Source organism: Moorena sp. SIO1G6 (genome assembly GCF_010672795.1).
Lineage (GTDB): Bacteria > Cyanobacteriota > Cyanobacteriia > Cyanobacteriales > Coleofasciculaceae > Moorena > Moorena producens.
In genome coordinates this window covers 517,415-538,719 of the sequence record NZ_JAAHFZ010000001.1, presented here as the reverse complement: position 1 = coordinate 538,719, position 21,305 = coordinate 517,415, and the positions used below count along the sequence as shown (strand labels likewise).

At 43.9% G+C, this 21,305-nt stretch carries 18 protein-coding genes; 12 read left to right on the top strand and 6 right to left on the bottom strand.

Features of this window, described 5'->3' with window-relative positions; genetic code table 11:
* Window positions 1–47 precede the first annotated feature (47 nt).
* Window positions 48–1,229 (bottom strand): DNA polymerase III subunit beta, encoded by a 1,182-nt coding sequence (gene dnaN / locus F6K63_RS02425; protein ID WP_008186326.1) that lies wholly within the window; start codon window positions 1,227–1,229, stop codon window positions 48–50.
* On the opposite strand from dnaN, the gene F6K63_RS02420 reads away from it, so the two are divergent.
* Window positions 1,228–1,425 carry a hypothetical protein gene (locus F6K63_RS02420; protein ID WP_287251292.1) on the top strand — a complete coding sequence of 66 codons (198 nt, stop codon included), beginning with the start codon at window positions 1,228–1,230 and terminating at the stop codon, window positions 1,423–1,425. The two genes, dnaN and F6K63_RS02420, sit on opposite strands and share 2 nt — an antisense overlap.
* 461 nt (window positions 1,426–1,886) lie before the next feature.
* On the opposite strand, the gene dnaA is transcribed toward F6K63_RS02420, so the two are convergent.
* Complete coding sequence (gene dnaA / locus F6K63_RS02415; RefSeq protein WP_287310623.1) at window positions 1,887–3,269, bottom strand: chromosomal replication initiator protein DnaA; 1,383 nt, start codon at window positions 3,267–3,269, stop codon at window positions 1,887–1,889.
* Window positions 3,270–3,458: 189 nt separating this feature from the next.
* Here dnaA and def point away from each other — a divergent pair, with 189 nt between their 5' ends.
* From def to F6K63_RS02400, 3 genes are all read left to right on the top strand, one after another.
* Window positions 3,459–3,995 carry a peptide deformylase gene (gene def / locus F6K63_RS02410; protein ID WP_008186333.1) on the top strand — a complete coding sequence of 179 codons (537 nt, stop codon included), beginning with the start codon at window positions 3,459–3,461 and terminating at the stop codon, window positions 3,993–3,995.
* A 913-nt stretch (window positions 3,996–4,908) separates the two neighbouring features.
* Window positions 4,909–5,277, top strand: coding sequence for a type II toxin-antitoxin system RelE/ParE family toxin (locus F6K63_RS02405; RefSeq protein ID WP_008186335.1), 369 nt, complete (start codon window positions 4,909–4,911; stop codon window positions 5,275–5,277).
* A gap of 11 nt (window positions 5,278–5,288) precedes the next feature.
* Window positions 5,289–5,612, top strand: a complete 324-nt coding sequence (locus F6K63_RS02400) for a helix-turn-helix domain-containing protein (RefSeq protein ID WP_287310621.1) — start codon at window positions 5,289–5,291, stop codon at window positions 5,610–5,612.
* A gap of 112 nt (window positions 5,613–5,724) precedes the next feature.
* Here F6K63_RS02400 and argS read toward each other — a convergent pair whose 3' ends face one another.
* Window positions 5,725–7,482, bottom strand: a complete 1,758-nt coding sequence (gene argS, locus F6K63_RS02395; RefSeq protein WP_287310619.1) for an arginine--tRNA ligase — start codon at window positions 7,480–7,482, stop codon at window positions 5,725–5,727.
* Between the two features lie 1,039 nt (window positions 7,483–8,521).
* Between argS and F6K63_RS02390 the strand changes: the two genes are divergently transcribed.
* Both F6K63_RS02390 and F6K63_RS02385 read left to right on the top strand, forming a co-directional pair.
* Window positions 8,522–8,662: an element excision factor XisH family protein gene (locus F6K63_RS02390; RefSeq protein WP_287310617.1), complete on the top strand. Its 141-nt coding sequence runs from the start codon at window positions 8,522–8,524 to the stop codon at window positions 8,660–8,662.
* On the top strand, window positions 8,647–8,958 hold the full coding sequence (locus F6K63_RS02385; RefSeq protein ID WP_008186771.1) for an element excision factor XisI family protein: 312 nt from the start codon (window positions 8,647–8,649) through the stop codon (window positions 8,956–8,958). The genes F6K63_RS02390 and F6K63_RS02385 overlap by 16 nt, the downstream gene beginning before the upstream one ends.
* 6 nt (window positions 8,959–8,964) lie before the next feature.
* On the opposite strand, the gene F6K63_RS02380 is transcribed toward F6K63_RS02385, so the two are convergent.
* Complete coding sequence (locus F6K63_RS02380) at window positions 8,965–9,987, bottom strand: glycosyltransferase family 2 protein (protein ID WP_287310722.1); 1,023 nt, start codon at window positions 9,985–9,987, stop codon at window positions 8,965–8,967.
* A gap of 1,297 nt (window positions 9,988–11,284) precedes the next feature.
* Here F6K63_RS02380 and F6K63_RS02375 point away from each other — a divergent pair.
* The 6 genes from F6K63_RS02375 to F6K63_RS02350 all read left to right on the top strand — a co-directional run bounded on the left by F6K63_RS02375 (window position 11,285) and on the right by F6K63_RS02350 (window position 19,684).
* Window positions 11,285–14,143, top strand: a complete 2,859-nt coding sequence (locus F6K63_RS02375; RefSeq protein WP_287310616.1) for a tetratricopeptide repeat protein — start codon at window positions 11,285–11,287, stop codon at window positions 14,141–14,143.
* 318 nt (window positions 14,144–14,461) lie between these two features.
* The gene (locus F6K63_RS02370) at window positions 14,462–14,986 is read left to right on the top strand and encodes a calcium-binding protein (protein ID WP_287310614.1); all 525 of its coding nucleotides are present in this window, start codon (window positions 14,462–14,464) and stop codon (window positions 14,984–14,986) included.
* A gap of 361 nt (window positions 14,987–15,347) precedes the next feature.
* The gene (locus tag F6K63_RS02365; RefSeq protein ID WP_287310613.1) at window positions 15,348–16,805 is read left to right on the top strand and encodes a tetratricopeptide repeat protein; all 1,458 of its coding nucleotides are present in this window, start codon (window positions 15,348–15,350) and stop codon (window positions 16,803–16,805) included.
* 8 nt (window positions 16,806–16,813) lie between these two features.
* The gene (locus F6K63_RS02360) at window positions 16,814–18,463 is read left to right on the top strand and encodes a tetratricopeptide repeat-containing sulfotransferase family protein (RefSeq protein WP_287310611.1); all 1,650 of its coding nucleotides are present in this window, start codon (window positions 16,814–16,816) and stop codon (window positions 18,461–18,463) included.
* Window positions 18,464–18,601: 138 nt separating this feature from the next.
* Complete coding sequence (locus F6K63_RS02355) at window positions 18,602–19,180, top strand: Uma2 family endonuclease (protein ID WP_287310609.1); 579 nt, start codon at window positions 18,602–18,604, stop codon at window positions 19,178–19,180.
* Between the two features lie 279 nt (window positions 19,181–19,459).
* Window positions 19,460–19,684, top strand: a complete 225-nt coding sequence (locus F6K63_RS02350) for a hypothetical protein (RefSeq protein ID WP_287310608.1) — start codon at window positions 19,460–19,462, stop codon at window positions 19,682–19,684.
* A gap of 457 nt (window positions 19,685–20,141) precedes the next feature.
* Here F6K63_RS02350 and F6K63_RS02345 read toward each other — a convergent pair whose 3' ends face one another.
* Window positions 20,142–20,561: a DUF29 domain-containing protein gene (locus F6K63_RS02345; protein ID WP_008186795.1), complete on the bottom strand. Its 420-nt coding sequence runs from the start codon at window positions 20,559–20,561 to the stop codon at window positions 20,142–20,144.
* Window positions 20,562–20,728: 167 nt separating this feature from the next.
* Window positions 20,729–20,977 (bottom strand): hypothetical protein, encoded by a 249-nt coding sequence (locus tag F6K63_RS02340; RefSeq protein ID WP_287267760.1) that lies wholly within the window; start codon window positions 20,975–20,977, stop codon window positions 20,729–20,731.
* Window positions 20,978–21,305: the final 328 nt, after the last annotated feature.

Sequence of the window (21,305 nt, the reverse complement as noted above, 5' to 3'; positions counted from 1 at the left end):
CTGAGGGCTGAGGGCTGAGGGCTGACCACTGACCGCTGAATGCTTACCTATTTTCTAATCTGCACTGGCATAATCAAATAGGTCATCTTCAATCCCCCTAGAGGCATAAAAATCACAGGACTATTAGCTTCATTCATCTGCATTTTAATCTCAGAGGTAGAAAGGGCTTTTAAGCCATCAATTAAGTACTTAACATTAAAAGCAATTTCCAAACTATCACCCGATATTTCTACTTCCATTGACTCCCGACCACTACCCAAATCTTTTGCCTCTACCGAGAGGTGAAGCCGCTGGTTAACACTATCGATATTAAACTTGACAATATTATTTTTCTGATCAGCCAACACTGCAATCCGTTCTACTGCACTCAGTAATTGACGGCGATCGAGAATGAGCTGACGCTCAAAGTGTTTGGGAAGCAGCTGATGATAGGAAGGGTACTGTCCTTCCAGAGTTCGGCTTGTTAAAAGCTGTTCTCCTCCTTGACAAACAATCTGACCAGGTTCAAACTGAATCGCAATAATATCTTGAGCTTCAGCCTTAGATACTATCCGCTCCAACTCCCTTAACGCTCTAGCTGGTAAAGTAAATTCTAGGGGGAAATCATGATCATCCAATTCTTGGGTAGCTTCAGTCGTTGCACTTTCCTCTATTGTGCGATTAGTTTCCACAACTGCTAGTCGGTGACCATCGGTAGCAGCAAATTCCAATTTGTCCGACTGTACAGTAAGGTGAACCCCCGTCAACACTTGCTTAGTTTCATCAGAACTGGTGGCAAATAAAGAACCCTGCAATCCAGCCTTTAAGACTTCTACAGGAATATGAACCGCAACGGATGTGTTAACTTCCGGCAGTTCGGGGAATTCCTCAGAACTCATGCCTCGAACCTGATAACGTCCGGTAGCCGAGGTTAAGGTCACAATCAGGCTATCACTGTCTGTTCCTGTCCCATCATCCTCTAGAGTAATTTCCCCTGAAGGTAGACGGGAGACAATATCATTGAGCAGTTTGGCTGGCAGCGTAATTTCCCCTCCTGTCTCAACGTCAGCATTAAAGCTAGTCTGGATACCCACGCTCAGGTCGAAAGCAGTTAGTAGCACCCGCTGATTTTTTTGGTCTGCTTCTAACAAAACATTACCCAGCACAGGATGAGTAGGGCGAGAAGGGACTACCCGACTCACTAGTGAAAGGTTTGTATTGAGGTCACTTTGACTGCAAACCAGTTTCATGATTGGTTTTCTAATGGGGCTTGCTTTAGCAAAAAACTATAGTACTCGATTACTAATCTTTCTACAAAACCACCTCAAAAACCTAAGTATTCAGTGGTCAGTAGTCAGCGGTCAGTGGTCAGTGGTCAGCGGTCAGTGGTCAGCGGTCAGTGGTCAGCGGTCAGCGGTCAGCGGTCAGCGGTCAGCCTTTAGCTGATAGCTGATAGCTGATAACTGATACCTGATAGCTGATAGCTAATGACTGATAGCTGATAACTGATAGCTGATAACTGATAGCTGATAACTGATAGCTGATAACTGATAACTGATAGCTGATAGCTGATAGCTGATAACTGATAGCTGAATACTAATTGGGCTAGTAATCCATTTGTGGAAAAAGTTGTGGAAAAATTCGGTGATTTTTCCACAGAGCATTTATACTCAGAAGCCAGAGATTCCAGCAGTAGACTCGATCATAACATCAAGCTCAAGGGGTTAATTAATAAACTTTAATTAATAAACTTTAGTTAATATAGTGTTTTCTAGGCTAATCAGGTACAGAGTATTTTTTCCCTGTTCCCTATTCCCTATTCCCTATTCCCTATTCCCTATTCCCTATTCCCTAAAAGCCAGGACAAAATTACCTCAAACGTCGCTGATAATTGCTATAAACACGCTTTATTTTTGGTTTTGACTCCTGGCTGTCAGATTTATGCGATCGCTTAACTGAGAAAGTTTCTGAGCTAACTCATCATCTTTTTCCCGCAGCTGAGTTATTTTATCGCAGCTGTACATGACTGTCGTGTGGTCTTTGCCCCCAAATTCTTCCCCAATTCGGGGTAGGCTCAATTCTGTATGCTGCCTCATCAGATACATTCCAATTTGCCTAGCCCAACTAATTTCTCGCCTCCGAGAGCTACTTTTTAAGTCTTCCACTGAAAGATTAAAAGTATCAGATATAGTACTTAAAATCACTTCAGGAGAAGCTTGAATCTTCTTGGTCGGTGGGTTCAAAATCGGTGCAATATTTTCCACATTCATCGCTAACCCCGCAATCGATATATAAGTCACAGCTCTAGTTAAAGCTCCCTCTAATTCTCTAATGTTAGAGGTGTAGCTAGCAGCAATGTACTCAACCACGTCGTGGGGTAGACGTATATTTTCGTCCTCTGCCTTTTTTTGCAAAATAGCCATCCTAGTTTCCAAATCCGGTGGCTGAATATCAGCGATTAGCCCCATAGAAAAGCGAGAACAAAGGCGTTCTTCCAAGCTATTAATCTGATTAGGAGGACGGTCTGATGCCAAGACAATTTGTTTACCAGCTTCGTGCAACGTATTGAAGGTGTGGAAAAACTCTTCCTGAGTATATTCCTTACCTTCAATAAACTGAATATCGTCTACCAAAAGTACCTCTGCTGTCCGATAATGTTCTCGGAAGCTCTGGATACTATCCTCACGAATAGCAGAAATTAAATCATTAGTGAACTGCTCAGTAGAAACATAAAAAATTTTAGAGTCAGGGTTATTATCCAAGCGGTAATGACCAATTGCCTGCATCAAATGAGTTTTGCCTAAACCAACACCACCACAAAGAAACAGAGGGTTAAACTCCCGTCCTGGATACTCCCCTACCGCCAGAGATGCAGCATGAGCCATGCGATTATTAGGACCAACCACAAAGCGAGAGAAAACATGCTTAGGATTTAACTTAGCCCGTCTTGGCTGGTTTTTAAAGGTATTTTCGGAATGATTAGTCGCTACGGGAAATGACCAGGAAAAGTCAGCATCAGCAGTCATTGAGTTATTGTCTCCTGTAGCCGTTGTGAAGTTAATTTCCACCGGTTGACCTAAAATATCTTCCACGACATCAGCAATTGTTTTAACGTAATACTTCTGCAACCAATTTCTTGAAAAGGGATTGGGAGTCCGAATCAGCAAGCAATTATTGTCTAGCTGTTGAGCGCTAGTTGTCTTGAGCCAAGTTTCAAAGGTGGGCTGACTCAGTTGTAGTTTGAGACGTTCTAATACCTGAATCCATAGTTCTTCTGGGGAAATTTTCACCGTTTTTATTCTACCGTAGTCAATTGTTTTTAAGCTAGATGTGATCAGCCACAGCCCAGACCAAGGGAATAAAAATACCTTTTCCTATATCCCACCACCCAAAACTGTTTACCAATTTTTAATATATAAAGGTACTGTTTGAGCATTTGATCGAATAAGCTTGACTGATATAGACGTTTGGCTTTTACTATGGTTAGTGAAACACTACAAATTGCTCAGTTAGGCAACCCGATTTTACGCCAGCACAGTCAGGGAGTACATAACTTGCTGGATGAACGCCTTCAACAACTGATTGATCAGCTCATAGCAACTGCTACAGCAGCCAATGGCGTTGGCATTGCAGCACCCCAAGTATCTCAATCCTATCGTTTGTTTATCGTAGCGTCTCGTCCGAATTTGAGGTATCCCCACGCACCCTTGATGGAACCAACGGCTATGATTAATCCTTCCATGATTAGTCACGACACTGACATGGTTAAGGACTGGGAGGGCTGTCTGAGTATTCCCGGAATTCGAGGTTTAGTACCCAGGTATAGTCGAATTGAGGTGGAGTATACTAATCGGTATGGTCAGTATCAGCGGCAACAATTAACAGACTTTGTAGCCAGGATATTTCAGCATGAATATGACCATCTTGAGGGCATTGTATTTTTAGACCGAGTGGAGAGTACCCAAGAGATGATGACTGAGGAGGAATATCAGAAGCAGATTATTGCTAACTTATAGCAGTTGTCAAATCCTTTACTCACTAATTTTAAAATCGCTACAATCTATTGATACTGGACAGTGCGAAGTTCTGTGGTCGGTTGAGTGGTTGAATTACCCCTAAGAAAAGAACACCCCGATCGCGCCTAGGGACGAGAATGTTCCAAACTGGCTGAATCAGAAAAACTCAGCCAGTTTGATTATGGCTCTATATCGTCGAGTCGAGCAAATCTTAGTTGAACTGCGCCCTATGTTTGCAGGTTTTGCCACCTTCGAGTGGTTTGTGTTGCTGCTATGGGGAGTGATCTGATTAGAAAACCTAACACTGAAAACTCCGTCACAAAGCGAGGGGAGATGAAAGTGACTAGCGACTAAAGTCGCCTAGTTTACACTTTTATAGCGCCAGAGTATACTGGAGATATGAGTACAGGCTGAAAAACCGTTCGCGTAGCGTGGCCTTTGGCCTTGGCGCAACCGGAACAGAGATCCGCCACTGCATGACCTTAAAGTAGTAATGCTCGGAGGGCAGGGAAAATCCTCCTTAAAAACCCAATCGTTAATTAACCGTTAACGTGTGAACCCAGAAGAATCACATTTTGAGAAAAAAAACGGTACGGTGGGGCACACCGGAACCAGGTGAACAGGAAGGAAACGGACTTTTTAAGGCACTTCCCTACAAGTAGCCAAACGTCTAAGGAGAATCGCCCTCTGGGTCTGTCGTAAATTGACTGAGAACTTGGTCTTGACGGGTTTTTGGTTAAGCACTGTCCTATTTTTAACGGCGTTAAAGATAGGAATACGGCGGTTTAAGGCGGCTCGTTGATCTAGGAATCCCCGCTCTTTCAAGACGGGGAGTGTCAAACACCCTGTTCATTGTAGAAATCGATAATTAGGACACTAGTAATTCTTATGCTATAATTGGAATATTTATCACATGGATGTGTCCTTAAAACCTGTAGAGTGGGTTGGCAGTTCCTTGGAAGATTTGAAAAAATTTCCCTCAGAAGTTCAGCAAGTGATGGGTTATGCCTTGTACTTAGCTCAATGTGGAGACAAACATCCCGCTGCTAAACCCCTCAAAGGATTCAAAGGTGCTGGTGTACTCGAAGTTATTGACAACTTTGATGGAGACACTTATCGGGGTGTATACACCGTAAAACTCCAAGGTGTAGTGTATGTTCTGCATACATTTCAAAAGAAATCAAAGCAAGGTATCGCCACACCCAAGCAAGAGCTGGAATTAATTGAAGCCAGGTTAAAAAGAGCCAGAGAACATTACTCACAACATTACACTCACGAGTAGAGGTAGTAATTATGGTCAAAGAAATTGAAGTACAAGCTAGTAGTGGTAATGTGTTTGCCGATTTAGGTTTAGAAAACTCTGACGAATTAATCGTTAAAGCAGAACTGGCTCGTAAGATTAGTAGTATTATTGCCAACCAGGGTATGACACAAGCTGCGGCGACAAAGGTTTTAGGAGTAGATCAGCCTAAAGTGTCCGCACTTATCAATGGTAAGTTGGCGGGTTTTTCAATTGTGCGGCTGTTTCGCTTCTTAAACGCTTTGGGTCAAGATGTGGAAATTGTGGTCAAAACCAAACCATTATCTCACCCTGTGGCTCGAACACTAGTGTCGTGAACTAGCTGATGCTGAAGTAGAGTTATTCAGATAGTTGTCCTAATAAAGATGTACGTAACTATCTCAGCTATCAGCCTTTGACCTTGGCTGATAGCTGAGATAGTTAACTGTACTACATCCGCTCCAGTACCTGAATTCCGAGTAAATACAATCCCAGTTTCAGAGTTCTAGCAGTCAAATCACATAGCAGCAGACGGGATGTCCGCTTGGGTTCTTCGGCTTTCAGTACAGGGCATTGGTCATAGAATTGATTAAACTTCTGGCTCAGTTCAAACAAGTACTGACAAAGACGATTCGGCATCAATTCTTTCTCAACTTCACCAAGGACCTCACTCAGTTGCAATAACTTCTTCCCTAGCACCAATTCTGCGTCTTCTTGCAACAAAATTTTGGCATCGGTTCCCAGTTGCTCAAAATCAATCTCCCCTTTGCGGCTAATTCCCTGAATGCGGACATAGGCATAAAGCATATATGGTGCCGTATTGCCCTGGAGTGCCAACATCTTATCAAAGCTGAATATATAGTTGCTGGTACGATTTTGACTAAGGTCAGCATACTTAACTGCACTCATGCCTACGACTTTGGCAACATGCTCTTTAAATTCCTCAGTTTCCTCCCGACCTTCTTGCTTCAGTCTCGATTCTAAATCAGCACCAGATCGTGCGATCGCTTGATCCAACAAATCCCGCAACCGCACTGTTTCCCCAGACCGCGTTTTCAGCTTTTTGCCATCTTCCCCCAGAACCAAACCAAAGGGAACATGAACTATTTCAACATTTTCCGGAAGAATACCAGTCCGCCGAGCAACCTGAAATACCTGGGCAAAATGATTTGCTTGTCCGGAATCAGTAACATATATAATCCTTTGAGCCTGGTCTTGCTCAGTCCGGTAGCGCAGTGCAGCTAAGTCAGTAGTGGCATAGTTATAGCCCCCATCAGATTTTTGCACAATCAAGGGCAGAGGCTCACCATCTTTATTTGTAAATCCCTCAAGGAAAACACATTTGGCTCCCGAGTCTTCCACTAACAAGCCAGACTTATCTAAATAGTCCACAACCTCTGTTAGGAAAGGATTGTAAAAGGATTCTCCCCTTTCGGTGAGCTGAATATCCAGCAAATCGTAGATAATCTGAAACTCCCGCCGAGATTGGTCACACAGTAGTTGCCAAGCACGGCGGCTATCGGCTGCACCAGATTGGAGTTTAACAACTTCGAGTCTAGATGCTTCCCGAAATTCCTCATCTGCATCAAACCGTTGTTTAGCTTGCCGATAAAGGGTAACTAAATCTCCCAAATCCAGGGCATCAGCTGTAGTCAAAGCACTTGGGTAAGCTTCCCTAAGATAAGTGATCAACATCCCAAATTGGGTTCCCCAATCTCCCACATGATTCAAGCGCAGTACATTTTGACCCCGAAATTCTAAGATCCGGGCAATCGAATCCCCAATAATCGTTGAACGTAGATGTCCCACATGCATCTCTTTAGCAATATTGGGAGAAGAAAAATCAACAATGACCTGTCGAGGGGCTGGAGCGACTGCTACTCCTAGACGTGGGTCAGTGTGAATCTCCCTTAGCCGTTCTTCCAAGTAAGCAGGTTTTAAGCTCAAATTAATGAAGCCTGGACCAGCAATAGTCGGGCTCTGACATATGTCAGCCACATCTATATACTGCAACAAAGATTCTGCGATCGCTCTTGGCGGCTGTTTCAAACGTTTGCTCAAAGCCAAGGCCACATTAGACTGATAGTCACCAAATTTGGGATTGCTGGCAGGTACCATCATTGGATCTACCCCTGCCACGTCAGAACCGAAGGCAGCAGTTAAGGCTTGAGTGAATTGAAGTCTAAGTTGTTCAACAATGGATTTCATGGTGCCAGTGCAAAGGGCTCTTCACTAATCTTGCCTCTGAATGGTAACAGCCACTACTTACGGATTAATCCTAGACCTAACCGGACAATTACTATAACTCCAGGTGAATTTCCCGTTTCACTGGGAAGCATCGGAGTAGTTATCCCAAACTGCACTTAAGGGATCCAGCGCTGCCCTGGTTTCCCCCACTTGCGCTTTGCATCAAGACAACGACCAACCGACACGCCCCTGTTGAGGTATGTATCTAAATCTACAAATAGTTACTGAATAATTCTCCCAACTCCCGACTCCCGACTGTCTCGGTGCACTTACAGTCGTCGTATTAAATTCGCGACGGGTCGCACTGCTCCCGACCTAAATCTAAAGAAGCTACCCCTGTGACCTGAGAGCTTACCCCTCTTCCCTTGGTCAGAGCTCGGAAACGGATTCAAAAAAAAATTTTTTAATTCTAAAACCCTTGTCATGCCTAGGTTTCAAGAATTTATTCCCAACAAAGTTTCGGGTTTAGGTTGACAAACCCTTTTTTCCCCTGTAAATTAGTAAATGGCGATGAGGAAAGCCAAGCGCACCGCACCGCCCCGAACCAAGAAAAATCTATAGTTTGAGAGCCAATATACGGTCGCTACTCGTCAAGAAATTTTCAAGTTAGTCTGACCTAATTATAGGACAGATTAGCTAAAACTAAAACCTAAAATTCCGAACTGGTTCGAAGTTAACTGTTTAAGTTGACTAAGGGTCAGGGAAAGAAAAAAAACTGAGTACCATGGAGAGTTTGATCCTGGCTCAGGATGAACGCTGGCGGTATGCTTAACACATGCAAGTCGAACGCCCCTTCGGGGGAGTGGCGGACGGGTGAGTAACGCGTGAGAATCTGCCTTCGGGNTCCTAGCTCTTTCAATATCCATTGTTCCATATTTGTGATAATAGATGCCAGAGGCGATTCTAGCAAGAACACACACTTGACTCTTTTTGTCAAGTTTTATGTTAAGAAAGATGTTTATAAAGCATAGCTTTTTTAAGGGGGGTTAGGGGGGATCTATTGTTTTTAGCTATCAGTAAAACAAGTTATCTTCGGCATTTCAAAACAACAATTTTTCAGCTAGCCGTCGAGAGGAATAAAATCAACTTATTAGTTTATGAACCCGAGCAAGAGGCTATTGTTGAATGGATCACTCACTAAACTATGGCGATATTCTGAAAGAAATCCTGCAAGAGGAAACTCGCGCCCAACCAAGTATACAAGCGATTCGGCTTTATCCTGTTTGCGATACCGAGACTGGTCACTTCCTAGTTCTGGCTACTGGCTGGGATAAACAACGCTGGATTAACTCGATTTTGTTTCACGCTCGCTTGGTTAATGGCCAAGTTGTTATTGAAGAAGATAACTTTGAGGAAGGGTTGGCCTCGGCTCTGATTTCCGCTGGTATCCCTGCAGAACATATTATCACTGGTCTTGATTACCAACTGATGGACTAGTTTCAGTTAGTACAACCTATACCCACCTACCAACATCGTCTCTCTCCCCTGAGCCATTACCCATTGCATCAACTGCTGCCACTCTGGTGACTTCCCTAACCCATCAGCATCAAACTCCCCGCCCCAATTGTTGGAAAACTGGGCAAAATTCTCTGCCCAATGTACTACTGTTTCCATGGGTAAATAAGGACTATAGGGCCAAGCCTGCTGTAAATACTTGATCATTTCCCTGGGATGTCCTGTATTATATAAATACCAAGCAATCCATACTAGGGTTCCATAACGCACCTGATTTTCTAATAGACGGATGCCTGGTGGTAAATCAGCCTGTTGAAAGAAGTTGTCAATGGCTGCCGACAGGGAGCGAGCTTGAGGAAGTCCTTTGTGCATGGCACTTTGGTGATGTTGCCGATAGCCTACGGTTACCTGACGCAACCAAAGGGCAGGACAACCCTTGAGGGCTAATCGTAGGACTATTTCTGTATCTTCAGCGGGTGGAAACCTGGGGTCAAACCCGCCAACGGACTCTAACCAATGGCGACCGAACATCATGGCACTAGGCAGGACTGGCTTCCACAGTAGCCAACTTTCTAAGTTTAATTCTGGTACTTTCTCCCATGGACGTACTGTCATTAGTCGCTTACCCTGGGAATCGACACGGTACCAACCACTATGGACAATTCCCAGATGGGGTTGTGCTTTAAACACTGCTAACTGGGCAGCTAACTTACCTGGCAGAAAAAAGTCATCGGCATCGAGGAATGCGACAAATTCACCCAAGGCTAGTTTAATGCCATGGTTCCGGGCCAGGGAGACTCCTTGGTTTTCTTGATAAATGTAACGAATGCGTCCGCGATAGGGTTGCAACACTGATCGAGTCTGGTCTGTTGAACCATCATCAATGACCACTACCTCATAGGAACAGGCTTCTTGATTCAGCACACTTTCCACTGCTTCGGTAATATAGCGATCGCAATTATAGGCGGGAATAATTACACTGACTTGTGGTATCATTTCTGACCCTCCCATGACCCGATTGAGAACTGCTATAGCCTTATATAGCAAAGGGAACAGGCAACAGGGAACAGCGGATCTGGGAGTAGGGAACAGGGAGTAGGGAACAGGGAGTAGGGAATATGGCATCAAAAATTCTCACAATTCCTACACAAATCCCGATAGTAATTAGGTAAGCATATGCGCTACTTGAGGTGCTGCGCGAACAGCTGTCAGCCGTCAGCCGTTGGCCGTTGGCCAATAGCTGATAGCTGATAGCTAATAGCTGATAGCTGATATAGCAGAACTCAGAACTCAGAACTCAGAACTCAGAACTCAGAACTCAAACTCTTGCGCTTCTTGATGCAGTCGCTCATGGGGGAAACCCCCAAGACCGTAATGGTGCTTTTTCCGTTGGCGAATTAAATTCGCCACGGGTCGCACCTCTGCATCGCTTACAAAGGGTGTGAGACTTTTGTCATGTCCTAACTGCCCTGGCGACTGCTATATATAGCGTTTCTCGTAGCTATGAGGTACACATTATTTTTTCCCTCTTCCCACTTCCGACTTCCCTCTTCCGAAGTCCCTGCTCCGAAGTCCCTGCTCCCTAAAAACCAGAAATTTGTACCTCACAAGTCGTAGAATTGCTATATACTGGTTTAGGTAATCTCGTCGTCTAGGTAATGACTAATAGGTAATTAAAAATAACAAATTGCTAATAACCAGTTACCAATTTTGTGTCCTTTGTTACGGTGATCTGAACTCGTTTTAACTAGACGTTAATTATAAAAACTCTAACGGTTGAAAACCGCGATGCTGGCTGAACGCGGGGGAGAGTTCAACTATCCATCTGCCCAAGCTAGTTCTAACCCCATCATTCAACTCCAAGGGGACTCCCGTTATACCCGAAGGGTTAGGGCGTGTTTTCAAAGTTTTCCGCAAGATATTAGATCCCCCCCAGCCCCCCTTATTAAGGGGGGAGCCATACTCAAAGTCCCCCTTTTTTAAGGGAAACGGGGGTACTCGGAGTTTGAAGACACGCCCTAGGGGGAGGGGAATCGGAGAGTGGATATGTTGCGCTTTTTGATAATCTATGCTAAGATAAAGGCATATTAAATCGCTCAAAAAGTGCAGGTTTGCGCGCAAGCTGAAAAGCCCCTGCTAAGAGCGTAGACCAAAAGACAAGTAAGCTCAAGGATTTAATCGGAGAGTCTAGAGGCTGTTTGGTTCAGCCGTTAAGAGTTTTGTAATCTTAAGAATCCCAGCGACCTAGGAGCCGCTTCGCGAACGCTATAATCCCGTGATTTAGCGATGGGAGTATCAAAGCTGCCTAATGATCAAGGTTGAACCAACTTACCAACAAGTCAAGGCTTATTTAGCCAAGAAGCAATGGAGTCAAGCCGTTGCTTGTTGTCGCCAAGCCCTGAAACGGCAGCCTGATTCTGGGGAATTCAATGTCTTACTAGGCTTTGCCCTAGCTGCTCAGGGAAAGCCCAGGCAAGCAATTTATGCCTATAGTAAAGCGGTGCAACTCCAACCGGAGCAAGCTCAAACTCATGCCTGCTTAGGTGAGTTATATAGTAAACTCAAGGATCTCTCAACAGCAGAATGGCATTATCAACAGGCTGTTTGGCTACAACCCGGTCAGGCTGAGTACCATTACAATCTAGGCATCACCAGGCACAAGCTGTGGGAGTGGGATGCTGCCAAAGAAAGCTATCAGCAAGCGATCGCTCTTAACCCCAAGGATGCTAAAGCCCACTATCACCTAGGAGTGTTGTATGGTCAACGGGGTCAGTTAGCGGAAGCCACCAACAGTTATCGCCAAGCCATTACCAATCAGCCAGATTACCTCAGCGCTTATAATAACTTGGGCTGTGTTCTGTTCGAGCTAAAACAATTCGAGGCAGCAAAGGCGGTCTATCAAGAAGGTATCGACCAACAAGGTATCGACCATAATCCTAAGTGGGGCACTCTGTATAATAACCTGGGTAAGGTGCTGCAAGCACAAGGTCAGGCAGGTCAGGCTCTGGTGGCATACAGTAGTGCGATTGAGTTAAACCCAGAGCTAAAGTCAGCTTACTTAAATCTGGGTCGGTTATGGCAAAAGAAGGGGAATTATCCGATAGCAGTGCAGTATTTTGAAAAGCTGCTTAGTCTGGATCCAGAACAGATATTGACCTACAGTGAGTGCGCCAGCGCCTTGATGGCTCAGGGGAAACTAGCCCTAGCCTTTGACTATTTACGAAAAGCGATCGCATTGCAGCCAGCGTTTGTGGAGGCTTATTGCCAACGTGCTCAAGGTTTACCAGGCCAGGACATTCTTGAGCGATCGCAAATTTATTGTTCTGGATTTCTTGAGGCACTACGGAACAAAGAGGATACGTTTCAAGTCTGCCTTTATTTGTGGCAGACTTATCTGTATTTAGGGGATACCTTGTTTGAGTATGGTGCAGCAAAGCAGGCGGAAAAGTATTACCAGAAAGCGTTACAGATTCAGCCAGACCAGGTTGAGTTGTATATACGGTTAGGGGATTGTTTAGCCGAGCAGCAGCGACTAGATGCAGCAGTGATGACTTATCACATGGGTTTAGCCTTGCAACCAGCTCATCCTCAGATTTATCTACGGTTAGGGCAAGTCTTGAGCAAACAAAAGCGGTTTCAGCAAGCCCTTGAATACTACGAAGCCCTCTGGCATCAACACTTAGAAGAGGGCAAGGTCAGCGGTAAGCTTGGTAGTCTCGGAGTCTTGCCGATAGATAACCTGCCGATAGATAACCTGCCGAGAAATAACTATAGTGCTAAGCCTGTTAGCTCCCAACCTCCTCACCAGATCAAGGGCATTTATGAAGCGACCAGGGACTGGTATATGAGCACAGAGTGCCATGGCTGCTACTACATAGAGGTACCTTGGTCAAGCATCGATAAGCATCTCAACACCATGTCCATGGTAGCGCCGCCAGCTTCTGCCCTGGCTCCTATATCTGTTGAAGCCAGGAAGTCCCAGTCTCAATCCCAGTCTCAGTCCCAGTCTCAATCCCAGTCTCAATCCCGGTCTCAATGTGGCGGTGTTACCTGTAATCGATGTATGAGACGACTGTGTAACCAGTTTGAGTCCATTCATCTGGGGAATAGGGTCTATCAGTGTAACCCACCAGAAACACTGTCTGTGGATTCCCCTACTGTCTTTGTGGCCACTATCCCACAAGGACGGGCTTGGATTGCCCCCCAAAGCAGTTACTGGAAGATTTGTAATGGCATCGCCATCATTACCCCAGATGATTATTTGCTATCTGACGTCTCTCGAAATTACCCATGGTATTTACCTGGATGTGAGAATTATGACCCCAGAAACCATCTAATCTTTAGTCTGGATCAGATGCCGCCGTTAGAGTACATAGATGGCACAGTAGCGGTTCTATCGGGATTGTCGGGAAATGGCTACTACCACTGGATGTTTGATGTCCTGCCTAGACTTGAAATCCTGCGCCGCAGTGGGATAGATTTCACTAAGATTGATTGGTTTTTGATCAACACGCCACAGCAACCCTTTCAACAAGAAACCCTCAATTGCTTAGGGATTCCTGCTAACAAAATTATCTCAAGCGATCGCTACCCCCATATTCAAGCCCAGGAGTTAGTCTTACCCTCCTTTCCTGGACATTTTGATTGGGTACCGAAGGGTACTATTTATTTCCTCAGACAGAGGTTTTTACCGCAAGCTCTGGAATTAAAATACCCAGAGCGTATATACATCACTAGAGCTCAAGCTAGACATCGACAAGTTCTCAACGAAACTGAGGTCAAGGAGCTGCTATCCCAATTTGGTTTTATTACCATTGCCCTAGAAAGCCTGTCTGTGAGGGAACAAGTTGCTCTATTTGCTTCTGTCAAAGTAATTGTTGCTCCCCATGGCGCTGGTTTGACCAATACGGTATTTTGTCGCCCTGGAACTCAAATCATAGAACTAGTGTCACCCAATTATGTGAGAACAGATTACTGGATTATTAGCCAACAACTGGGACTGAAACATTATTATGTAAAAGGAGAAAATTTTGACTGTCAACCTATTCGCAAACTAATGTATAATAGCTCACTAACAGAAGATATATTAGTTAACTTAGATTCCCTTTATTCAGTAATTCAAATTACTGGTCTAAATCAGCTATGCTCAAGGGTGCATAACCAATAAGGAGGCAAATGATGCCATGGATTCAGTAAAAATATTTGGGCTCTACCAAACTTGCTGTGTAACAATATTAGGGAAGAATTGCTATAAATAATCCTTATTGGGCGGGACTTTGAGTTTTTAATAGAATGTTTTTTGAGAAATAACCAGTCCCATCAGACCTAGTGGTCAATAAGCGCGGTTTTATACACACTATGTTCGGTATAACCACTAACTATTTGATAATCAAAAAAACTAATCTTGTTTGTGGCTAAAAATTCTGTAATAAATTATAGTTGATAGGTGGTAATATCAACTAGGATAAAGAAGGAGTTATAGTAGATGTCTTCTATTGTTGCTGACCCAGATCTTGAAGTTATCCCAACTAATGAAGATGGCTTCGTGATTTTAGGACCAGAGGATCAACCAACTAATATTGATGGCAGCGATGGTCTAGATGTTATTCAGACTGGTGATCAAACCGATGACATTAGCGGTGGTGAAGGGGATGATGTGGCCCTGGGTGGAGCCGGAGATGACCAAATCACTGGCGATGAAGGGGATGATGTGGTGCTGGGTGGAGAAGGAAATGATAACCTGATCATAGGACCAGGCACTGATGTGGCGATCGGAGGTCCTGGAGAGGATACATTTACCTTCGAGTTCTTTGACGATCAACCGGATATTATTACTGAGTTTCAGTCTGGAGAAGATAGAATCGTGATTCCAGGGGTTAGTGACCAGACTAACGTGACTTACGACCCGATCACTGGTCAGCTAAAAGTCGATGGGCAAACCATTGCTCAATTGAGTTCAGGTTTGGATCTTGAAATTAATCAAACTGACGATGGTTTTGAGATACTCTAATAGCTAAGCAATCAGCTATTAGCAATCAGTAATTAGCAATCAGCATATGCGTATTCGCGCACGCTACGCTAACATCAGTCAGTAATCAGCTTAAGCGCTACGCGCACGCTACGCGAACAGCTATCAGCAAGCAGCTATAAGTTTTTAGCTATGAGCTTATGTGCTACGGGAACGCTACGCGAACATCCAAAGGCAAACGGCTGACCACTGACCGCTGACCGCTGACCGCTGACCGCTGTTCGCGTAGCGCATATGCTTGATTTGAGTTGTGAACATACTGTAATTAAGGAAAGGTAACAGCCAAGAGTTAATCAAGTAGCGCTGCTCCCTGTTCCCTGTTCCCCGTTCCCTGTTCCCTCTCATGTACACTTACTTAACTGACGCAATTACCGCTTGTGAGCAAGCTTTGGAAAGTCCATCCCCAAATCGAGCTGATTTTGCCTCGACTTGCCGAGTTTTAGGCAATATCTTGCAAGGGATGGGTCGGTTCGACGACGCAATTTTCTGGCACTCTAGAGTGTTCGATGACAAACCGAATTTAGTGCAAATTTATGCTAAGCTAGGTGGTTTATACACTAGCCAACAACAGTGGGAGCAAGCGATCGCATCCTACTATCATGCTCTTAGCCTCCAGCCAGATTTTGCTGAGGCTTACTGGAGTTTGGCAGAAATCTATTCTCAGCTGGGGAACAAAGACGAAGAAATTGAGTGTTGGTATCAGACTCTGAGGCTGAAACCCCAATCAGCAAAGGCTCAGGGACATTATAAACTAGGGAAAGCGTTCTTGGCTCAGGGTAAACCGGATCGAGCCATTGCTTGTTTCCAAAGTGCGATTGAGCGTGACTCCAGCTTATGGGCAGCTTACTACGAGTTAGGAGAGTGTTTGATAGCCCAGGGGAAGTGGGATAATGCGATCGCATGTTATCGTCAGTTACTCGACCTTGACCCAAATCAAGCTAAGGGGCACTATAAAATTGCTGGGATTTGGCTCAAACAAGGAATGGTGGACACAGCGATTGCAGCGTTTCGCCGCTCGATTGAGGTTGATCCAAATTTCCCTGGAGCTTATCGGGAACTGATCCAACTGTTGATTCAACAGCAGAAGTGGGATGAAGCGATTGTCTCATGCCGTGCGGTAATTGCGACAGTGGGTGACTATCCCTGGACTTATGTTAAACTCGGGGATGCTTTGGTAAAAAAAGGTGAATTGACCGAAGCCTACACCTGTTATCAAAAAGCTGCTCAATTGCGGGGTTGGCATCAGTGTGCTCAGAAGGATTATCGATTCACTGAGGATCGGTTTACCTTTAAAATTCCGGTCTGGGAAGAACACTTGCAGCCCCTAGCTGGTGTGGCTGATGCTCAGTGTCTGGAAATTGGGAGTTTTCAAGGTAATTCCGCTTGCTGGTTACTTGATAAAATCCTGACTAACTCCTCAGCTCGATTAACCTGTGTTTCGCCATACTTTCAGGAAGAGTTTGCTGCCAATATCGCTAAAACTGAAGCAGCGGAAAAGGTGACTAGGTTAGAGGGAAAACCTGAGCAGTTGCTTAATTCCCTTGATAGCAATTGCTATGATTTAGCTAACATTCGCGACAGGCGTCACAAAGCTACCATTGCTGAGCAAAATGCTTTACTTTGTTGGAAGCTGCTCAAGGTTGGGGGGCTGATGATCGTTAATAACTATGGATGGAGCAATCCGGCTAAACCACAAGAAGCGCCTAAAATTGGGATTAATAGGTTTCTAGATTCAGTTAAGGGTCAGTTTGAGATTCTGCATCAGGCTCGTCTACTGATTGTTAAAAAAATAGCTTCTTAACGGTAACGATGTCAAGGGATATCAAGCAATCTTCGGGTCATGATCACGACTCTGTTGACCAAACCCAGAGCCAGCTCAAGGTGGTGAAAATTCAATCAAAGTTGGCTAAAGACCATGCTAATCGGGGTAGTCTGTATGCTCAACAGCAACAGTGGCCGGAAGCGATCGCATGTTACGAAAAAGCGATCGCAATTGACCCGACATTTGCTGGAGCTTACCGTAACTTGGCTCGGGTTTTCGCTCAGACTGGTCAACAGGACGAGGCTACGGAGTGTTGGTATCAAGCCCTCACCCTAGAGCCGAATTGGGCTAAAGCCGAGGAGCATGTTAAGTTGGGCAACAGGCTGTGGTCTCTAGGCAAACCAGACCAAGCCATCACCTGTTATCGACAAGCCCTTGAGTTAAAGCCCAATTTACTCCAAGCTTACTATCGTTTCGGGGAGATACTCAAATCCCAGGGCAAGATGGAAGATGCGATCGCACTTTATCAACAGGCGGTCGAGAATAATCCCCGAAATCACCAAGCCATGAACTATTATCGACAAATAGTCGATAGTCATCCCAACTCTAGCGCTAAAGATTATCATCAGTTGGGTCAACTCCTCAGAGGGCAAAGTCGATTCAAAGAAGCCATTGAGTCTTATCAAAAAGCGATTGAGCTTGACCCCTGTTTTAAGCGAGCTTATGTAGACCTACAGTACACCTGGATTGGATCAGAGCAGTTAGAGCAACTTATCACCTTTTATCGACAGTGCATCAAACGGCAACCAGATTTTCCTCTAGCTTGGGGCAATTTAGGGGATGTGCTAACCCAGCAAGGGCAACTTGAAGAAGCGATTAGTTGTTACCAAACTAGCGCTTATACAAACGCAGTTGCATCCAATCCCAACCTGGCCGAGGTTGACTGGAAACCTAAAAAAGAGCATGGTCCAGACTTCGTTATTATTGGAGCGGCCAGATCTGGTACATCTTCATTATATATGTATCTGAGTCGTTATCCACAAATTATGTCTCCTCATAAAAAAGAGTTAAATTTTTTCAGTAAATATTATAATCAAGGGATTGATTGGTATCTCGCTCATTTTCCATCCATTACCGACACTCCTAATTTCTTAGCTGGGGAAGCAAGTCCTAATTATTTTGACTGCACTGAATCTGCCCAACGGATGTTTCAGTGTTTTCCCAAGGTTAAGCTAATCGTTTTATTGAGAAATCCCGTTGATCGCGCCATCTCTTGTTACTATCACAATTTTTATCATGGTCGAGAAAAGCGCAGTCTAGAAGATGCCCTAGCTCTAGAGAAGCAACGACTGGAAACGTTGACAGAATCAGAGCTATTACAGACCGGGTATCGACACCCAAATAATTTGTTAGGAAGTCTTTACGTCTATAAGTTGAAACGATGGATGGAGATTTTTCCAAAAGAACAATTTTTAATAGTAAAGAGTGAAGACTTCTATAGCAATCCCAAGACTGTCATGAGTACCATCATTGAATTCTTGGAGTTATCTGATCAGAAGTTTTTTCAATACCCCAAATGCAATGGTAGATCTTACACTCCCATTAGTCAAGACTTGAGACAAATGTTAACTGACTTCTTTCGACCTCATAATCAGAAGTTAGAAGAGTATTTAGGAATAACGTTTAATTGGGATTAGACTAAATAAAGTGGCTCTATTTACTAATGTCACCTGTTACTTAAATTTACATATTATTAAAAATAATATTACCAAATATAAATAAAAAATTGTTATAATAAAAACTGTACCATTTAATTCAGTAATTGCGAGGGCCCCATGGTTAAAACCACCTCCAAACTCACTTTTGAGGAATACCTGGAATATGATGATGGCACAGATAATCGTTATGAGCTGTTTGATGGGGAGTTAGTAGAATTGCCGCCTGAGAGTGAACCAAATCATTGGAGGGTAATGTGGCTAATGCTCCAATTAGCACAACTAATTAAACGCCGGTTAATTAAAACGCACAGTTGTGAATTACAAGTTCCAGGAAATCCTCAAAATCGCTATCCAGATTTAGTAGTAATTAGAGAAGAACATCTTCTCCAAACCGAAAAACGCCTAACTATCACCCTTGATATGCTTCCACCACAGTTTGTAGCTGAAGTAGTTAGCCCCTACAAAAACCAAAGGGATGAAAACTACCGACGTGATTATGTAGAGAAAGTACAACAATACCAAGAAAGGGCTATTCCTGAATATTGGATTATTGACCCCCAAGAGCAGTTAGTAACTGTGCTGGTGTTAAACAATGGTAGTTATGAAAAACAAGAATTTCGTGGTAATGAGCAGATTGTTTCCCAGACTTTCCGTGATTTTAAATTTACGGCTTTACAGGTAATAAGTGCTAATTGATATAGCAGCTGCGTAGGGTGCGTTAGGGACGGCTCGCCCTGATATTACGTTTCGCAGTCAGTGTTGACATAGCCCGTCCCGTAACGCACCACCGGGTCTGGGAACAAGAAATAACGAATTTAAATTTACATCAGCTTACCTGCGTTCCCTAAAGTTATGCGTTCGTTTTTTTAAATTCATTCTCAAATTAACTCCCCAAAAAAAATTTATAAAAACCCTTGACAAATATAATTATAATCATTACAATAATCATTGTAAACATAATTCAGGTTCTTAACCATGTCTCAAAACTTTATCCCGAATCAAAACAATAATCCTGAGGAGTCTAAGCAAAAGAAACAACGAATTAAGTACATTAAGGGCTCTCCTGAAGGAGTCACCAATACTATTTACTCCCTTTCTGCACTCGGGTATGCAGAGGTTTCCGACTGGAGTCCTTTGCAGCCGACGGGTATTCCAGGGCAAGTAATTAGTTTTGCAACCAAGTATTCGACTTGGCGTTAACACGTTAAATTTCTGGGGGGGTTTCCCCCCTGGCAACGACTCCGGTCTGTTCGCGTAGCGTGGCCTTTGGCCAATCAAATAAGATCACATCCGGATTGATTCGGAAAGTGAGAGACATGACATAGTGTTTACAGCACTGAAATAGCCGTGGATATTATTTCTACGGCTATTTTTTTTTGCTATAGATGGGTGTGGAATGTGAGTTAAGCAAGCGATTGATTGCTATCATCGTGTTATTGCGAACGCGCCCCGCGTGACCTACGGTCAATCGCACAAGCGCGGAAGCTTCGCTTCATCCCGTAGCGTGGCCAACGGCCAATCGCATCAGATTCCGATTGGAGTTATTTTCAAATAGCCCAATCTCAATCACAGCAAATTCAGTACAAAGAAGCACCGTCAAACCCTCTCCCCTGCTGTCATAACAATATAATTTAAATCAAGACCAGCTTAGGATAAGTCAATCTTGATCTAAAATATCAGAAGTAAAAGGACAATTCTGGGGGAAACTAACAGATGGATAATTCCTCTTCACCTTCTTCAGTGGATATCTGTAGCAATCCGTAAAGACCGATTCAAGATAAGGCTTGAGGCTAGGAGATTCAGACAACAGAAGATTAATCTGTTCTCTTTGTTCATCGATAGTATTTTCCCAGCCTCGATAATCAGGCTCTGAATCTACGTACTGCCTTTTTAGCAAATGTTCCATCAAAACCTTAAGTCGGCTCTGAAGCTCTCGTCTATCGGATCTTCCCAAGGATGCTATCTCCTCAATTAAATTGTCTATATCCAACTCATCAAAGTTTCTGGTTTTGAGTTGCTGGCAAGTTGTCTCAGTCCACAGAACGAAATCCTGATCATACAAGTCACTATTATTCATTGCTGGTTCATCCTTTTCTATTTTTTTTGTAACGATCAGATGCTCTCCCGTTTTCAGGTAAAACTGTCGGCAAAAAATAACACTACTCTTGAGGATTTCAGATAAAAAATTAACAGCATAGAGTCAACTAATCAAGGGGTATTTTATAGTTGATATATCCTCTTTTTTTATCTTACCACAGGCAATCCTATGGGGAGCTTCTGCATTATCAAAATAAAAGCCACCTGGTAGCTTTTACTAACAAGAGAAAGTTTTTGGCAGGGATTCAACACGTGAAGCTTCTGCCTCAACTCTATAATCAAGTCATTTTTTTGCGTTCGCGTAGCGTGACCTACGGTCAATCGCATCCAACTATAATTGGAGTTATTTTCAAATATCCCAAGCTCAATCACAGCAAAGTCGGTACCAAGAAGCACTGTTGTACTATTGCATAACTAGTTAACTTGACTCATAATTGTCTAAACCCTATATAAAGATCCAGTTTCTCCCCATTAACTCTGAGCAGCTGGATGACTATGAATGATATCATGTCAGGATAATTACCCTTAATAAAAATCTCCCCCATCTGGCCATCTGGCCATCTGGCCATCTCCCCACACTTCCCACCCTCCCCACCCTCCCCGGGCCCGGGCTCCTTAATTATGGGTATTCAACCAAACTTGATATGAGGGGGTTTGGGGTTTGGGGGAGCTATAAAACCCCTGGGCTTAAGGAAGCTTAGCGGGGGATATAGGCTTTACAAAT

Bases quoted from the DNA above. Each gene is read 5' to 3' on its own strand.
- F6K63_RS02420 (WP_287251292.1), top strand. From the start codon at position 1,228: ATGATTGGTTTTCTAATGGGGCTTGCTTTAGCAAAAAACTATAGTACT.
- dnaN (WP_008186326.1), bottom strand. From the start codon at position 1,229: ATGAAACTGGTTTGCAGTCAAAGTGACCTCAATACAAACCTTTCACTA.
- def (WP_008186333.1), top strand. From the start codon at position 3,459: ATGGTTAGTGAAACACTACAAATTGCTCAGTTAGGCAACCCGATTTTA.
- F6K63_RS02405 (WP_008186335.1), top strand. From the start codon at position 4,909: ATGGATGTGTCCTTAAAACCTGTAGAGTGGGTTGGCAGTTCCTTGGAA.
- F6K63_RS02400 (WP_287310621.1), top strand. From the start codon at position 5,289: ATGGTCAAAGAAATTGAAGTACAAGCTAGTAGTGGTAATGTGTTTGCC.
- argS (WP_287310619.1), bottom strand. From the start codon at position 7,482: ATGAAATCCATTGTTGAACAACTTAGACTTCAATTCACTCAAGCCTTA.
- F6K63_RS02385 (WP_008186771.1), top strand. From the start codon at position 8,647: ATGGATCACTCACTAAACTATGGCGATATTCTGAAAGAAATCCTGCAA.
- F6K63_RS02380 (WP_287310722.1), bottom strand. From the start codon at position 9,987: ATGGGAGGGTCAGAAATGATACCACAAGTCAGTGTAATTATTCCCGCC.
- F6K63_RS02375 (WP_287310616.1), top strand. From the start codon at position 11,285: ATGATCAAGGTTGAACCAACTTACCAACAAGTCAAGGCTTATTTAGCC.
- F6K63_RS02370 (WP_287310614.1), top strand. From the start codon at position 14,462: ATGTCTTCTATTGTTGCTGACCCAGATCTTGAAGTTATCCCAACTAAT.
- F6K63_RS02365 (WP_287310613.1), top strand. From the start codon at position 15,348: ATGTACACTTACTTAACTGACGCAATTACCGCTTGTGAGCAAGCTTTG.
- F6K63_RS02360 (WP_287310611.1), top strand. From the start codon at position 16,814: ATGTCAAGGGATATCAAGCAATCTTCGGGTCATGATCACGACTCTGTT.
- F6K63_RS02355 (WP_287310609.1), top strand. From the start codon at position 18,602: ATGGTTAAAACCACCTCCAAACTCACTTTTGAGGAATACCTGGAATAT.
- F6K63_RS02350 (WP_287310608.1), top strand. From the start codon at position 19,460: ATGTCTCAAAACTTTATCCCGAATCAAAACAATAATCCTGAGGAGTCT.
- F6K63_RS02345 (WP_008186795.1), bottom strand. From the start codon at position 20,561: ATGAATAATAGTGACTTGTATGATCAGGATTTCGTTCTGTGGACTGAG.